The organism is Labrys miyagiensis, assembly GCF_030160835.1.
Lineage (GTDB): Bacteria > Pseudomonadota > Alphaproteobacteria > Rhizobiales > Labraceae > Labrys > Labrys miyagiensis.
Map to the genome: position 1 here is coordinate 17,006 of NZ_BSPC01000006.1, position 14,322 is coordinate 31,327.

General features: G+C 60.4%; 12 protein-coding genes and 2 pseudogenes. 5 read left to right on the plus strand and 9 right to left on the minus strand.

The genetic code is table 11. The features are described from left to right. Nucleotide 1: 1 nt before the first annotated feature. From QQL24_RS04180 to QQL24_RS04215, 8 genes are all read right to left on the minus strand, one after another. Nucleotides 2–1,081: an ABC transporter ATP-binding protein gene (locus QQL24_RS04180; RefSeq protein ID WP_284310651.1), complete on the minus strand. Its 1,080-nt coding sequence runs from the start codon at nt 1,079–1,081 to the stop codon at nt 2–4. A 17-nt stretch (nt 1,082–1,098) separates the two neighbouring features. Next, the gene (locus tag QQL24_RS04185; protein WP_284310652.1) at nt 1,099–1,992 is read right to left on the minus strand and encodes an ABC transporter permease; all 894 of its coding nucleotides are present in this window, start codon (nt 1,990–1,992) and stop codon (nt 1,099–1,101) included. 10 nt (nt 1,993–2,002) lie between these two features. Continuing rightward, a complete protein-coding gene (locus QQL24_RS04190; protein ID WP_284310653.1) occupies nt 2,003–2,956 on the minus strand; it encodes an ABC transporter permease in 954 nt (317 codons plus the stop codon). A 72-nt stretch (nt 2,957–3,028) separates the two neighbouring features. Continuing rightward, nucleotides 3,029–4,726 (minus strand): peptide ABC transporter substrate-binding protein, encoded by a 1,698-nt coding sequence (locus tag QQL24_RS04195; RefSeq protein ID WP_284310654.1) that lies wholly within the window; start codon nt 4,724–4,726, stop codon nt 3,029–3,031. A 75-nt stretch (nt 4,727–4,801) separates the two neighbouring features. After that, entirely contained in the window at nt 4,802–6,130 is a 1,329-nt protein-coding gene (locus QQL24_RS04200; RefSeq protein ID WP_284310655.1) for an NAD(P)/FAD-dependent oxidoreductase, read from the minus strand. 36 nt (nt 6,131–6,166) lie between these two features. Continuing rightward, entirely contained in the window at nt 6,167–6,874 is a 708-nt protein-coding gene (locus tag QQL24_RS04205) for an SDR family NAD(P)-dependent oxidoreductase (protein WP_284310656.1), read from the minus strand. A 33-nt stretch (nt 6,875–6,907) separates the two neighbouring features. Then, on the minus strand, nt 6,908–7,450 hold the full coding sequence (locus QQL24_RS04210; RefSeq protein ID WP_284310657.1) for a MarR family winged helix-turn-helix transcriptional regulator: 543 nt from the start codon (nt 7,448–7,450) through the stop codon (nt 6,908–6,910). A gap of 105 nt (nt 7,451–7,555) precedes the next feature. Next, on the minus strand, nt 7,556–8,875 hold the full coding sequence (locus tag QQL24_RS04215) for an NAD(P)/FAD-dependent oxidoreductase (RefSeq protein WP_284310658.1): 1,320 nt from the start codon (nt 8,873–8,875) through the stop codon (nt 7,556–7,558). Between the two features lie 327 nt (nt 8,876–9,202). Here QQL24_RS04215 and QQL24_RS04220 point away from each other — a divergent pair. The 4 genes and pseudogenes from QQL24_RS04220 to QQL24_RS04235 form a co-directional block, all read left to right on the plus strand. Beyond that, nucleotides 9,203–9,322 (plus strand): annotated as a pseudogene (locus QQL24_RS04220) (IS6 family transposase); the annotation flags it as partial. 603 nt (nt 9,323–9,925) lie between these two features. Further along, a pseudogene (locus tag QQL24_RS04225) lies at nt 9,926–10,721 on the plus strand (IS5 family transposase); the annotation flags it as partial. Nucleotides 10,722–10,738: 17 nt separating this feature from the next. Then, nucleotides 10,739–11,011 carry a hypothetical protein gene (locus QQL24_RS36535; protein WP_431310638.1) on the plus strand — a complete coding sequence of 91 codons (273 nt, stop codon included), beginning with the start codon at nt 10,739–10,741 and terminating at the stop codon, nt 11,009–11,011. An 85-nt stretch (nt 11,012–11,096) separates the two neighbouring features. Then, a complete protein-coding gene (locus QQL24_RS04235; protein WP_284310659.1) occupies nt 11,097–12,155 on the plus strand; it encodes an acyltransferase family protein in 1,059 nt (352 codons plus the stop codon). A gap of 748 nt (nt 12,156–12,903) precedes the next feature. On the opposite strand, the gene QQL24_RS04240 is transcribed toward QQL24_RS04235, so the two are convergent. Next, the gene (locus QQL24_RS04240; RefSeq protein WP_284310660.1) at nt 12,904–13,311 is read right to left on the minus strand and encodes a MerR family transcriptional regulator; all 408 of its coding nucleotides are present in this window, start codon (nt 13,309–13,311) and stop codon (nt 12,904–12,906) included. Nucleotides 13,312–13,816: 505 nt separating this feature from the next. On the opposite strand from QQL24_RS04240, the gene QQL24_RS04245 reads away from it, so the two are divergent. Beyond that, on the plus strand, nt 13,817–14,059 hold the full coding sequence (locus QQL24_RS04245) for a GDCCVxC domain-containing (seleno)protein (protein ID WP_348536425.1): 243 nt from the start codon (nt 13,817–13,819) through the stop codon (nt 14,057–14,059). Nucleotides 14,060–14,322 lie beyond the last annotated feature (263 nt).

Genomic DNA, 14,322 nt, shown 5'->3' on the forward strand with positions numbered 1-14,322 from the left:
GTCATGCTTCCCCCGCAACAGCCTGCCACCGGGCACAGCGAACCAGATGGCCGGCCGCCACCGGTTCCAACGGCGGAATCGCGCTGTCGCAGATGCCCGGTTCGGCATGGGCGCAGCGCGGCTCGAATGCGCAGCCCGGCGGCGGGTTCAGAGGGTCGGGCACGCTGCCGGGAATTGCCTCCAGCGGGCGGCTTCCCAGCCCGGCGAAATCCATGCGCGGCACGGATCGCAGCAGTCCTTGCGTATAGGGCATGCGCGGCTGTTTCATCACCGGCACGACGCCGCCCTGCTCGACGATGCGGCCGGCATACATCACCATGACCTGGTCGGCGATCTCGGCGACCACGCCGAGATTGTGGGTGATGAAGATGATCGCCATGCCGGTGGCGGCCTGCAGCTCTTTCAATAGTTCCAGGATCTGCGCCTGCACGGTGACGTCGAGCGCGGTGGTCGGTTCGTCGGCGATGAGGATGCGAGGATCGCAGGCCAGAGCTATCGCGATCATCACGCGCTGGCGCATGCCGCCGGACAGATGATGGGGATAGGACGACAGGCGGTGCCGGGCTTCAGGGATGCCCACCCGATCGAGCAGTTCCTCGGCACGCGCCAGGGCGGCACGGCGGCCGATGCCGCGATGGAACATCACCGCCTCAGCAATCTGGTCACCGATGCGGTGAACGGGGTTGAGCGAGGTCATCGGCTCCTGGAAAATCATCGAGATCTCGTTGCCGCGCACCAGGCGCATGGCCTGGCTATCGAGCGTGGCGAGATCGCGCGGTGCTCCGCTGCCCTGCAGGAGCACGGAACCGCCCAGCCTGACCTTGGGCGCCGGCGGCGTCAGGCGCATGATCGCCAGGCTGGTGACGCTCTTGCCCGACCCGGATTCGCCGACCAATGCCAGAGTCTGCCGCGGTCTCAGGGCGAAGGAGACGTCCTGCACGGCACACACGGGGCCGTTCTCGGTCTGGAAGGTAACGGAGAGCTTGCGCACATCGAGGATCGGAGGCTCGCCAGCCGCCGTGACGTCCGCGGTCGGGCCCGGGATCGAAATCGCAGCGGTAGGTTCGGTTTCCGACATCATGCCCGCCGTCCCGCCTCTCATGCCAGGTCGAAGCGAGCGTCGAGCGCATCGCGCAGGCCGTCGCCGACAAAGTTGAAGCTGGTCACCGCCAGCGTGATCATTAGGCCCGGGAAGATGGCGAGCCAGGGGGCGGAGCCAAGATATTGCTGCGCATTGTTGAGCATGTTGCCCCAGCTTGCGGTTGGCGGCTGGATGCCATAGCCGAGGAAACTCACATAGGCCTCCATCAGGATCGCCCGCGCCACAGTCAGCGTGGCTGCGACGATGATCGGCCCCACCGCGTTGCGCAGCAATTCATTGAACATCACATAGCGGCCGGAAGCCCCGAGCAGCTCGGCCGCTGCGGTGAAATCGCGTTCGCGCAAGGTGCGGATCTGGCTTTCGACCACGCGCGCCACTTCCATCCAGCTAGTCGTGGCGATGATCAGGGTCAGCGTCACCACATTGGGATGAATGAAGGCGGCGAGCACCAGGAGCAGGAAGATCGAAGGGAAACAAAGCATTGCATCGACAAAGCGCATCAACGCGATGCCGACCCATCGCCCGTAATACCCCGCCGTCACGCCGACCAGGATGCCGATCGCGGTGCTGACGAGCATGGCCGCAAAGCCGATGGTGAGAGAAATTCGTCCCGCCATCAAAAGCCGGACGAGAAGGTCGCGGCCAAGCTGGTCGGTGCCGAACAGGTGTCCTCCGGCTGGTGGAGGCGCGAAGCGGTAGCGCAGGTCGATATGGAGTTGGTCGAAGGGAATGACCCAGGGCCCTGCGATCGTCGCCAGGACCAGGAGAGCAATCGCACAGGCGCCGAACACCGCGAGCCGATGGCGCAGGAAGCGCCGCAGGGCGCGGCTTCGCGGACGCGCCACTCGCAAAGAGGGCGTGGACGGCAAGGTCACGGCTGGCGTCGCCATCAGGGCCTCCTCATGTGAGCCGGATGCGCGGATCGGCAACGGCGCAGAACAGGTCTGCCAGCAGATTGCCGAGAAGAACCAGCATGGCCGAGAACATCAGCACGCCCATCACCACCGGATAGTCGCGATATCCCAGCGAATCGAGGAAGAGCCGCCCCATGCCGGGCCAGGTGAACACCGTCTCGGCAACCAGCGCGCCGCCGAGCAAGGTCGGCAATTCCAGCCCTGCCAGCGTGATCATCGGCAAGAGCGCATTGCGGAAGGCATGGTGCAGCAGGATGGTCCGTTCCGGTAACCCCTTCGCCCGCGCGGTGCGGATGTAGTCCTGGTTGATCACATCGAGCATGGAGGAGCGCATGTAGCGGCTCCAGACCGCCACTTCGACAAGCGCCAGCACCAGGGCCGGCGCGATGAGATGATGCAGGTAGTCCAGGAATGACCCGCTGCCGCCGATGGTCGTGCGGTTTCCCGCCGGCAGCCACTGCAGTTTGACGGCGAAGACATAGATGGTGATCAGGCCGAACCAGAAGGTGGGGATCGAAAGCGCGATCATCGCACCGACGGTCGCCAGCGTGTCGAATATCGAATAGCGCCGGACCGCGCCCATAATACCGATGGATATGCCGACGACCACGGCAATCAGGATGGCCGTGGTCATCAGTTCCAGCGTGGCCGGCAGGCGTGAGCCGATGACGGCGAGGACAGGCTGGCTGTCGCGATAGGACTGCCCCCAATCCCCGGCCAACAACCTCGAGAACCATTCCCAATATTGGATCGGAAGCGGCCGATCGAGCCCCATCTCATGGGCAATGCGTGCAATATCGGCCTGGGACATGCCGGGCACGAGCGCGAATTGCGACAGCGGCCCGCCTGGCGCCAGGTGCAGCACGGCAAAGCCGATGACGGAGACGATCACCAGCAGGACCAAGCTCTGCACGAGGCGACCGATAAGGAAACGGACCATCTGCGATGCTCCCAGCCGATTGCAGCAGAGCGAGGCGGAGTGATCCTCCGCCTCGCCGGATTGCCGGGGGAATCAGGCCGCCCAGTACCAGGTGTTGGCGTTCCAGCAATTCTCCTGCACGTTGACGTTGGGGGTGAAGCCTTCGAGCTTGGACTTCACCCCCGAGACCATCGCATATTGGAAGATCGGTAGGTAAGGCAGTTCGGTGCGTGTCACTTCCTGCATCTTCTTGTAAGCCGCCTTGCGCTTTTCGATGTCGACGGTCTTGGCGCCCTCGGCAAGCAGGCCATCGACCTCGGCATTCTCGAATTGCGTGGTATTCTGCCCGGCGCCCCCTTTCGCACCGATGGAGCGGCTGGCGAAGAAATCGGTGGCGTCGGGATCGGGGCCGATCATGAAGCCGATGCCCACCATCGCACTTTCGAACTTGGACTGCATCCAGTAATCGCCCCACATCACCGCTGGGGGCAGATTGTTGATGGTCATCTTGGCCCCGATATCGGCCCAGTTCTGCTGCAGCAATTGCTGCGCCTGCTCGCGGACGTGGTTGCCGGCCGTGGTTGAGTTGACGAATTCGAGACGGACGCCGTCCTTGGCCCGCACCCCGTCCGAACCCAGCGCCCAGCCGGCGTCGTCGAGGATCTTCTTGGCCTTCTCCGGGTCGAATTCATGCTTGGGCAGGTCGGGGTTGAAAGCCCAGGACTGCTTGGGCAAGAAGGACTCCGTCTCGCTCGGCAGGCCGTAATAGATCTGCTCGATGACGCTCTTCTTGTCCATGCCGTAGTAGAGCGCCTCGCGCACGGCCTTGTCCTTGAACACCGGCAGGCCGGTGTTGACGGCGATGTTCTCGATGAAGGGCTGCGGCACCGGCATGACGGTGCGGTCGGCCAGGCCCTTGGCTTCGTCGTAGTGATCGGGGGTGATGCCCTGCAGGCCGATATAGTCGATGTCGCCAGTCTGGAACTGGGTGTAGAGCACAGTCAGATCGGGAATATACTTCACGATCAGCCGTTCCAGATGCGGCCCTTCGCCGTGATAGCCGTCATGGGCGGCCAGTGTGATGTGGTCGCCCGGCACGCGCTCGACCCATTTGAACGGGCCGGTCCCCACCGGGCTGGTGGTGAAGGCTGGCTTGTTGATATCGGTTTCCTTTTCCAGGATATGCTTGGGCACCAGGAAGGTCCAGGACAGGATGGCCGGATAGGGCGCATAGGCCTTTTCCATGCGCCAGGTCAGCTCCGTCGGACTGACGACCTTGATGTCGCGGACCAGTTCGTGGCCAGCGCGACGGCCTGCGATGAACTTGGGATTCTGGATCAGCTCGATGTTGAACTTCACGTCATCGGCGGTAAACGGCGTGCCGTCATGCCATTTCACGTTGTCCCTGAGCTTGATGTGCCAGTTGAGACCGTCGGCAGAGATGCCGCCATTCTCTACCGTGGGAATTTCGGCGACGAGATCGGGCTGGAAGGCGCCCTTGGGATCGACGCGCCACAAGGCGCTGAACAGGTTGAAGTAGACGGCCTCGTCCACCTCGATATGCACGAGGAGGGGATGAAAGACCGTCGGCTCCTGCGAGAGGCCGACGATCACCTGGCCGCTCGGCTTGGCCGGAGGGGTGGCGGCATTGGCGGTCTCGACCCAGCCCCGCTGCGGGCCCAGCCACGTGAGAAAACCGGCGGACGCTCCCAGCGCGAGAAGCTGGCGGCGTGAGGGATTGAGAATTGACGTGCCTCGAAGACCCGTCTTGTCCTTGCTATGCTCAGTCATGATGGATGGTCCTCTGTTTTTCTGGTTTTTCGCAGCCTGTGCCATGACCCGCCGCGCCTTGGGCCCCGATATTTCCTAGATCCCCGCAATCGGGCGGGGTTTCGAACCGTCACTGAAACGCGAGAAACGGAACTCGCGGGGGTCGACGACCGGCGTTGCTCCGGTCACGAGGTCGGCGATCAGCCGCCCCGCCCCCGGGCCGATGCCGAAGCCGTGCCCGGAAAAGCCGGTCGCGACGACAAGGCCGGGAACGTCCTCGACCGGCGAGATCACCGGGATGGCGTCGGGCATGACGTCGATGAGGCCGGCCCATTCCTGCACGACCCTCGTCCCGGCAAAGGCCGGATACATGCTGGACAGACTCGCCAGCGCCTTGCGCAGGTAGCGCCGGTCCGGCGCGGGATCGAGCACCCGAGTCTTCTCATAGGGAGAGATCTGGTCCAGCGGCACTGGCGCCGCCTCGCGCCATTCCTGCACGAAACGGCCGTCCGGTCGAAGTTTGAGGCTCTTGTGGTCCGACCGCAGCGCCGGCAGGAAATCGGCAAAGAAGCGGAAGCTGTCAGGGACGATCGGGACGACATTCACATTGCCGTTGGCAATGTTGTAGCCGCCATCGAGGCGCCTGCGAAATGCGAAGTCCTTGCACCACAGCGCTGTCTCCGGCACCCCTTCCAGGGGCGCCGTGCGCATGACGCTCGACCGCACCTTGAGTTGCGGCAAGGTCAGGCCGAGATCCTTGAGGAAGCGCCGCGACCAGGCGCCGCCGGCCACCACCACGCTTTTGCAGCGAATGTATCCGCGCTCGGTCACGGCGGCGACAATCCTGCCGCCCTGCCGGTCCAGTCCCCGAACGGCACAATCGGTGAGAATGACGGCGCCGCGGCGCCGCGCCGCCGCCGCGATGGCAGGCGCCGCCTTCTGCGGTTCGGCCCTTCCATCGGTCCCGCAAAACAGGGCCGCCTTCCAGCGCGAGCCGGCTCCCGGCATCTGCTGATCGAGTTCCGAGCCGGAAATCAACCTGGCATCGATCTGGTAGGGCCGCGCATGGTCGAGCCAGGTCTCGTAGCGCGCGACGTCCTCTTCGTTATCGGCCGCGAATACGATGCCGGTGCGGCGAAAGCCGGTCTCGGCCTCGACGGTCTCGTTCATGCCCTCCCACAGCCGCAGACTCTCGACGATCAAGGGGATTTCGCGTGGATCGCGCCGCGCCTTGCGCACCCAGCCCCAATTGCGGCTCGACTGCTCGCCGGCAATGTGGCCCTTCTCGCAGAGCACCACGGAAACGCCGCGCTGTGCCAGGAAGAGCGCGGCGCTCACGCCGATGATGCCGCCACCGACGATGACGACGTCAGCTTGCGCGGGAATGTCAGGATCTGGCGCGAGGGTGTCGACTTGCGGCCCCATGTCAAGCCGGACCCGGGCAGGAGATACCTATCGCAGTCATAGCATTTCTTCCAATGTTGAATTGATAGGGATTTCCGCAACGCTGGCGGTGTTGGGCAGGTCAAGAATGACGCCTACGAGGCGGGCGATATCGGCAGGCTGGGTCATGTCCTCGGGGGGCCTGGCCGTCAGGCCGATGGCCATATCGGTGGCCACGAAACCGGGGCAGACCGCCGTCGCTCGGATGCCGTCGTCCCACCCCGCATGCCGGACGGCATGCGTCATCGCCAGGGCCGCGAATTTGCTGGTGGCATAAAGCCCGGCCTTTGCTGCCTTCACCCGCAACCCGGAAAGCGAGACGATGGTGATCACTCGCCCTCGCCCAGGTCGAACGAGCCAGGGCCACGCTGCGCGGACGAGGCGCAGGGGCGAGCGCACATTCACCTGGAAGAGATCCTCGAGTTCCTCATCCTCGGCCTCGATCACTGTCTTGGCGGCGGCGACGCCGGCATTGGCGATGACAGCATCGATGCGGCCGAAATGATCGGCCGTCGCCTGCACCCACGCCTTTTCGCTGCTGGAACGTCGAGCATCGAAGTCGTGGACGAGAGTTCGCGCCTTGTCGGCCGGGGCCGAAAGCCGGGAGGGATCGCGCACCCCCAGGCTCAGCCGCCAGCCCTGCTTGGACAGATGGTCGGCAATAGCGGCACCGATGCCGCGATTGGCTCCCGATATCATGGCAACACGGGATGAAAGGTCAGCCATGGCCCCCTCCCCTCTCCCACGTGGCACCTGTCGTCAATCGGCGCTTGGCACCATATCGATATAGGTCTCGTAGACCTTGCGCAGCAGGCTGAGCAGGGTCGCGCGCTCGGCTGGGCTGAGGACGGCAAAAAAGTCGTCGTCCTGGCGCTTGATCACTTCGCGGATCTTCTGGACGACATTGCGTCCCTTGTCCGTCAGATAGAGTTCGCGTGCCCGGCGCTCGACCCGCGAGACCCTCTGCTCGATAAAACCGTCGGTTTCCATCTGCTCGAGCAGCTTGCCCATGGCCGAACGGTCTTTGCGGATGAAGTGCGCTAGCACCGATGGACGCAGGCCCGGATTGGCTCCCGTCAGCAGGATCGTCGAGATCTTTCCCGTACCGCCCGCCAGGCCGAAACTCTCCATCTGGCCATCGAGGTCCTTGCTGACCACGATATTGACCGATCGGATGTAGAAGCTGAGCAGGGAACCGAACACATCGAAATCGATGTTCTGGTAATCGATAGTCTTGGGAACTTTCGCCGGATTGCGCTGCTGCGCCTCGCGCCGACGCCGTGTCAGATCGCCGGAACTCATCGCAACGCCCACTCCCCTGGTGAAACTGTCCTTGTGGTTGCTGATGGCATCCGGTCATCGCACACGCAACTCCTTTCCAGCCTGCTGCATCGACGCACAGTCCCCTCAAAAAGGCGGCGGCGCTGCGCCGCCTGCCCGCGCCAGGCGCTGGTCATTGAAGCGATACCAGGCCAGAAAAAGCCGCGGCACGAAGTTCATGTAGAATGGAGCCGCGCGCAGCGGCTCGAGCGGCAACGCCAGATCCTCGGGCTTGGCGCCCAGCGCCCATTCGGCCAGAACGGTTCCCATCATGGTTCCCGTCGGAACACCGCGGCCCGAATAGCCGAGCGACGCGACGATGCCAGGCGCAAGATTGAATAGCCGCGGAATCGTCTTTGGCTGCATGTCCAGCACACCCAGCCAGTAATAGTGCCAATCAACTTCTGGCACATCCGGCAGCAGCCATTGCAGCTTCTTGGCCATCAGCACCTTGGTGTAGGCCATGTCGCCGCCGCGCCGGCCCTCGACGAAGGCGGACGTTACTAGCCGGCCCTCCTTGTTGTATTTGTAGATCATCGCATCGCCGCGACTGTCGACCACGGTGTTGTTGTTGGGTGCAATGATCTTGCGCAGGTTATCACCAAGGGGTTGCGTCGCCATTACGGCTACGCCCAAACGGCTGAAGCTGCCTTCCAGCCCCGGCCAGAACCCGTTGGTGTAGGCACCGGTCCCGCAGATCACCTTGTCGGCGGTAACCGAGCCCTTCGCCGTCTCGACGCGCCAGCGCGTGCCTTCGGCCTTGATCGCGGTGACCGCGGACTGCGTGAACACGCGCGCTCCGAGCGAAATTGCTGCCCGTGCCAACCCGCGCGAATAGCCCAATGGATTGAGATGACCGCCTTCGGGGTGAAACCAGCCGCCATAGTAGCGGGGTGACCCTGTCAACCGCGCAACCTCCTCGCGGTCGAGCATGCGGGTCGCCTTACCAAGCGACTGATAATAACCGCAACGCTGCTCCATCTTGGGCAGCAGGCCCGGCGCGTGAGCGCTTTGGACATAGCCCGTCTGCACGCCTTCGCAGTCGATGTCGAAACGGTGGATGATATCAAAGACGAGATTGGCGGCATCGGTCTGCCGCTGAATCAGCCGGGAGGCGTAGGGGTCCCCAAGCATCTTCCGGATGGTCGGTATCTCATAGAAATGGAATGTCGGCGTGCAGTGGCCCGCATTGCGACCGGACCCGCCATTGCCAATCTGTTTGGCCTCGAGAAGAACGACGTCTACCCCCTGCTCAGCCAAGTGGAGGGCTGACGAGAGGCCTGTATAGCCACCACCGATGATGCAGACGTCGGCGGTTTCGCGACCCTCCACCTCGAAGGTGTCAGGAGCGGGCGCTGCGGTTGCATGCCAAAGCGAAGCCTCAATAGGTGCATCTTGAATTCTCACCCGACTCGCCTCGCTTTCTGGCGTTTTCGTTGAGACAAAATAATCACTCAGTGTCAAATTACATAATTTGACGACCCATCATTCTCAAATTTCGTCGAGTCTATACTTTAGACAACGCCTAATGATGGTAATCGTCCACTATTCTTTCTGTCAAGTGCCGCCTGGATCGTGCCGTGGTGAAAATGGTGGCAGAAGCCGCTTCTTTGGCGAGCACAGGGGGTGGGCAAAGAAAGTAGGGTTCGAAATCATCCGCCGAGGAGAAGACAGTGAGTGCGCAGGTGGCATATGGCGTCGTGAAGCCCAACAACTCGCTTGATGTCTCCCGAGACCGCCGCTGAGATCATCCTCTCCGGCATCGAGATGATTCACATGATGGGTAAGCAGCAGGCGAGGTATGCCTACAATCCGGCACCTTCACTCGCCGGGCAGTTCGATATCCTTGCCGCCTTGCGAGCCCCGTCAATGGCTCCCATTAACCCGTGTCAGCATTTGCGACACAACCGCGACAGGTGGTGAAATGCGGGGAGTGGCATACTTCAATACGCTTCCAGAAGGCGGCTGACATTCTGAAAGGAAGGCGGCGTCCATACGACTACGATATCTTGAAGAGCCTGCGTCGAGACAGAATGGTGCTCGACGAGTAAAGGATCGAACGGCGACACACTCGGTCCCCTGGTCGGCCGTATCACGGCGGATCTGATCTGCCGCGGCGAAACAGACCGGGATGTTCGTGCCTTTTCCATATCGCGCTTTCGCAACTGCCCGCACGCTACACGGTCACCGAGATACGCGATGCCCCATATGCGCTGTCCGATTTCATGTTCAGATCGACGGCCTAATCAATCAGGCGATCGCCAACTGACATAAACCCCGCTATGCGAATTCGGTGTAGATCAGAGTCTGGGATTGGCGCCGGTGTCGGCAACAGTCGTCCGCGCAGAACCTACAAGCCATTGATATTGCTTGAATATATCAGGTTGGCAAGTATAGTACTTTGCAAGTTCCCACCCGCTTATGCGGGGATTTCCTGCAAAATACGCGGGGTTTTGGATGCGGCCGAAGGAGAGGCGGGACGGTGGCCAGAAGGATCTGTTCAAGTCGCGGCTTGATCAGATCGTCAACCTGGACCACGTGCTGGTGAAACTGTCGAAGCAGATCGATTGGGATTTTCTGGAGAAGAAGTTCGGGGCGGTCTACGACGACGATCCGGGCCGATCGCCCTTGCCGACCCGGCTGATGGCGGGGCTAGCGATCCTTAAGTACACGCACAATCTGTCGGATGAAGTGCTGTGCGAACGCTGGGCGGAGAACCCCTATTACCAGCTGTTCTGCGGCGAAGAGTTCTTCCAGCACGCTCTGCCGCTTGATCGCTCCTCCCTGACGCGCTGGCGCCACCGCATGGGCGAGGACAAGCTTACCGCGCTGATGCAGGAGAGCTTGGCCACGGCGGTACGGGTGGAGGCGGCCAAGCCAGCCGATTTCAAGGCGTGATTGCCGACACCACCGTTCAGGAAAAGGCGATTGCGTTCCCCTCCGATGCCAAGCTGATGCATCGAGCCCGGGAGCGGCTGGTGAAGCTGGCCAAGAGGTACAGGGTCAAGCTGCGCCAGTCCTATGAGCGGATCGGCAAGCAGATCCTGATCAAGCAGCAGCGTTATACGCATGCCAAACAGTTCAAGCGAGCCAACAAGGCGTTGAGGCGCATCCGCACCATGTTGGGGCGACCATCCGTAACATCACCCGCAAGATCGCGGATCGGCCGGAACTGCAGGTTGCCTTCGGGCTGAGCCTGTCCCTGGCCCGGCAGGTGAAAGTTCAGCGCCGGGCCGAGCGCGCCCGACGGGTCGCTGGTACCTGGACGAGATGGTCGTGACGATCGCGGGCAAGCGCTTCCGGCTCTGGCGTGCGGTTGACGGCGAAGGCGAGGTTCTGGGCTTGCTGGTGCGACGAGCGCATCGTGACCTACACCAACCGATATGTTTTCTATCCTTATGGAATCCTTACGGCGACAGGCGTACCTCCGAAAGGAGGTATTGCCCATTGCGCAAAGATAATCGAATATGTGTTCGACTTCATTTAATACTTCGAGGCGCAGACTGCTTTCATGTGAGCTATCACGCTCTAGAGGAAACGTAGAGATTACTGTAAGAGTACAATGAAAAAAACGATTCTCCAAGCTTGGTGCTTAATGCAGAGCAAAATTCGCTCGGAGTGATTTGATATGACGAAGCATATCCGTGCGCTTGATGGCCTGCGTGGCGTCCTTGCCTTCGTGGTCATGATTACGCATACGCACCAAATAACGGGCCACACCATATTTTGGCACGGGCACCTTGCCGTTGACTTTTTCTTTTTGCTGAGCGGCTTTGTAATCACTGAAGCGTATGGGGAAAAGCTAAAACAGGGCACTTTGTCAGCAGAGCGATTCTTCATTGTTCGCGCCACTCGGCTATTCCCCATGGTAGTAATTGGTGCGGCTCTTGCCGGTGGCGTCTCCGCCGTTGTTATGGATGGCCCAGCCCAAACGATTGCCTTGGCCACCATCTCAAGCCTCTTCCTTATCCCGTTTCCCTGGTTTGACGATGCGGGCGGCATAAGAGACCTTTGGAAGATCGATCCACCGTTATGGTCTTTATTTTTTGAAGTACTTAGCAATATAGCCTTTGCATATTTTCTTTATCGTGTGCCTACGCGTTGGCTGTGGCGGTTGTTGGGTGCAGCTTTCCCATTGTTGGTTATAGTAGCTTATTATTATGGGACCTTGCGTCTTGGATACGACGAGTCCAATATTTGGGGCGGTATCCCGCGTATATGGTATGGCTTTGTTGCCGGAATGGTTCTAAATCGGCTTCACCACGCTAATCGCCTGCCGAGATGGCGCATGCCAATGTGGCTTCTGTCGAGTATCATGCTGAGTGTACTATGCATTCCAACAAGGCAATATTTTCCAGAAATTGAATTGTTTATTGTCGTTATCGTATTTCCTATTTTACTTATGGTAGGTCTCAATACAAACGCGGAGAAACCTATCTGGTTGTGGTCTGGCCGTATTTCGTATCCTTTGTATATTACGCACTTCCCCATCCTTCGGCTCATTGCTAGTTTCCACCGTGGATTGCCGTTTGAAAATGTGATGATGGCATTATTTGGGGTGATATGTTGTTTTACGGCGGCTGCAGCTTTTCTAATCTACTTTGATGAGCCGCTCAGAAAGGCCATCACGAAGCGCCTGCAGAAACGCTGGGGGTACCGGGGGTTACAGGCGCATGCCACGCCTTAGCCGGATATATATTATAGAGGGCTCAATGAAACCTCTGTTTTGGCAGGGTTGGCTATGCCGGAGCGAAGTTATTTGTTGTCGATGAGCCAGCCAACTCTATGAATCCTTCTGTTCGGTTCGCAATTGAGTGAATTTGCGTCAGCTTGGTAAGGGCTACCGCCACGGGTGCAGGCCAATAGACATCGTCTATCTTCCGTAGGTTACCGAAAGAGATTATATTGAGGGTCTCGATTTCTGACTCAAGGGGATTCCCCAAATCAGATTGATCTGATGCCATGGCGCCGGGAGGTTCCGCGCCATGCCCTCAGCGGTGAAGCTCCGATTTCACGCCAGCCGATCTCCGGCGACTGGCAGCCAGCTCCAAGCATGCCAATCAGAGCCGCCGGCTGTTGTCACTGGCGGCAGTGTTGGAGGGTCGCAGCCGAGAGGAGGCGGTTTTGACGAATGCTCTTCATTCGTCTTGAAATTGGCGGCATGGACTGTGTTTCAGCGCTCAAGTTTGCCCTCGGGCAATGCGGACCTAATACGCTGAACGTGCAATCGAATCTAGCCTGAGGGTGGCGTCACGATCGGCGCCGATCACGACCCCACCTTGTTTGGCAAATCCATTATACCTCTAGGACTTCTGATAATTTTCCATGGGGTCAAACGTCGGCGTTGAATCACAGATAGTGCCGAACGGGAAAACGATCGAAGGCGGCCAGGGCCTCTCGGGGGCTTCTGCCCGCGCGAGGGCGAATTTCGTCGATTAGAAACCTGCGTCGCTTGCCAGCATATCGAGGACTGGACACGCTGGCGTAACATCCCCGGAGCACATCTCCACGGTCGCCGCCAAGATGCGTTCGAGCTTTAGAAGATCTGAGATTTTAGCGCGCACGTCATCCAGATGGGTCATCGTGAGTGCTCGAGCATCCGCGCATGAGGCATGCCCTGGTTGTGTCATAGCCAGAAGTGTCCTGATTTCATCGATGCTGAAGCCAAGTTCTCGCGCCCTTCTGATGAACGACAGGCGCCGGACGTGTTCGGTTCCATAGCTCCGATATCCGCCTCCGGTCCGACCGGGTTCGGGCATTAGGCCAATGCGCTCATAGTAGCGTACCGTCTCCAGATGAACGCCTGCGGCATCTGCGAGTTTGCCCGTCGTCAGCCCTTTCATGGCCTCGTCACTTTTTCGCTTGAGCCCGTAGTGGGTACGGAGTGCAGCATATTTCTAGGTCGAAAGGAAAAGCACTCATGGCACTTCACGAAATCGTCACCGCTCCGCCTCCCGCTGATGCCTCGCCGCGAGTGGCGAAAACGGGAGGTAACGCCCTGCCCGTCGCCGGGGTCCTCACTGGCCTGAGTGCCATCGCGGCATCTTCTTGCTGTGCCATACCACTGGCACTTGCGTCGCTCGGCGCGGGAGCGGGCGTCTTCGGAGCACTCGAAGACCTCGCGTCCTGGCGAGTTCCTCTTTTGGTGGCAAGCGGTTTCGTGGTCGCCATAGCGTGGCTTATGTGGTGGCGCGCGCCGTTGGCCGCATGCGAAATTGGATCGGCCTGCGTGAGACGCCCTCGGTCGCGAGTTACCCTGCCGATTCTATTGATCGCAACCGCAATGCTCGCGACGGCTGCGGGATGGGACTATATCGAAGTGCCTCTCCTGAAACTGATGCTCGCATCATGATCGAGCTTAAATCAATCCTGACCTGTCCCGTTTGCCGTCATGTGGCGATCGAAACCATGCCGACAGATGCGTGCCAATACTTCTACGAGTGCCAGGCATGCGGCTTGCGGCTCAAACCAAAGCAGGGCGACTGCTGTGTCTTCTGTTCCTACGGCTCGGTGCCATGTCCACCAATCCAAGCAGAGCGTGCAGGCGGAGTACATGGCTCCTGCCGTGCTGGGGTTGCTCCTGCCCAATGAATGCGACACGCGCTCTGTTGCTGTCGCAAGAAGGGAAGATGCTCGCCATTTTAGCGAGGTGGTTTGGAATTAGTGGCGGAAGAGCCTCAACGGTAGTAGAGATCTGCTGCTCGATAGTTTCCTTTCATTTATTTGACCTGCAACGCTGCTCCAGCGCTCGTCGTGATACTCTTGGAAGCGCCGTTACCGTCGCTTTCGAAAATCGCAACCTGATTGCCGCCTCGCTCCATCGAGGAGATTGCTTCGAAATGCAACGAGTCGAG

What these genes read in the sequence shown, in the direction of transcription:
- QQL24_RS04190 (WP_284310653.1), bottom strand. Translation starts at nt 2,956, where the DNA reads ATGGTCCGTTTCCTTATCGGTCGCCTCGTGCAGAGCTTGGTCCTGCTG.
- QQL24_RS04240 (WP_284310660.1), bottom strand. Translation starts at nt 13,311, where the DNA reads ATGAAAGGGCTGACGACGGGCAAACTCGCAGATGCCGCAGGCGTTCAT.
- QQL24_RS04185 (WP_284310652.1), bottom strand. Translation starts at nt 1,992, where the DNA reads ATGGCGACGCCAGCCGTGACCTTGCCGTCCACGCCCTCTTTGCGAGTG.
- QQL24_RS04205 (WP_284310656.1), bottom strand. Translation starts at nt 6,874, where the DNA reads ATGGCTGACCTTTCATCCCGTGTTGCCATGATATCGGGAGCCAATCGC.
- QQL24_RS04210 (WP_284310657.1), bottom strand. Translation starts at nt 7,450, where the DNA reads ATGAGTTCCGGCGATCTGACACGGCGTCGGCGCGAGGCGCAGCAGCGC.
- QQL24_RS04245 (WP_348536425.1), top strand. Translation starts at nt 13,817, where the DNA reads ATGATCGAGCTTAAATCAATCCTGACCTGTCCCGTTTGCCGTCATGTG.
- QQL24_RS04180 (WP_284310651.1), bottom strand. Translation starts at nt 1,081, where the DNA reads ATGATGTCGGAAACCGAACCTACCGCTGCGATTTCGATCCCGGGCCCG.
- QQL24_RS36535 (WP_431310638.1), top strand. Translation starts at nt 10,739, where the DNA reads ATGGTCGTGACGATCGCGGGCAAGCGCTTCCGGCTCTGGCGTGCGGTT.
- QQL24_RS04195 (WP_284310654.1), bottom strand. Translation starts at nt 4,726, where the DNA reads ATGACTGAGCATAGCAAGGACAAGACGGGTCTTCGAGGCACGTCAATT.
- QQL24_RS04200 (WP_284310655.1), bottom strand. Translation starts at nt 6,130, where the DNA reads ATGGGGCCGCAAGTCGACACCCTCGCGCCAGATCCTGACATTCCCGCG.
- QQL24_RS04235 (WP_284310659.1), top strand. Translation starts at nt 11,097, where the DNA reads ATGACGAAGCATATCCGTGCGCTTGATGGCCTGCGTGGCGTCCTTGCC.